At 59.0% G+C, this 273-nt stretch carries 1 protein-coding gene; it reads right to left on the bottom strand.

Annotated elements, in window-relative coordinates; genetic code table 11:
- Positions 1 to 234, bottom strand: a 234-nt coding sequence (locus ABG80_RS10635) for a hypothetical protein (RefSeq protein WP_152987575.1), incomplete at its 3' end; no start/stop codon positions are given.
- Between the last annotated feature and the right edge of the window lie 39 nt (positions 235 to 273).

The raw sequence follows: 273 nt of genomic DNA, 5'->3' as shown, positions 1-273 counted from the left end.
CGCGGAGAGGCGCTCCATGTCATTGAGGACAGGCCGAGCATGCTGATGCACGGCCATCATGTAGGCCTGCGAGGCCTTGTCCCAGGCGTCGATGTGTCTGGCCAGGATGAACAGCCAGGGCGGCGTGTCAACATCCTGGCCAGCAGCTACGATCCCGTAGAAGGCCCTCACCGTCTCAGTGGTCATCAGCGCAGCCTCTTCGAGGACATTGCGCGCTTCATCGATAGACTTCATTCCAGCCATTTCAACTCCTGTGTAGTTGGCTTGGTTAGG

Source organism: Aquabacterium parvum, assembly GCF_001447195.1.
GTDB classification, from domain to species: Bacteria; Pseudomonadota; Gammaproteobacteria; order Burkholderiales; family Burkholderiaceae_C; genus Aquabacterium; species Aquabacterium parvum.
The sequence above is the reverse complement of the archived record's forward strand: the minus strand, read 5'-3'. Positions and strand labels throughout refer to the sequence as shown.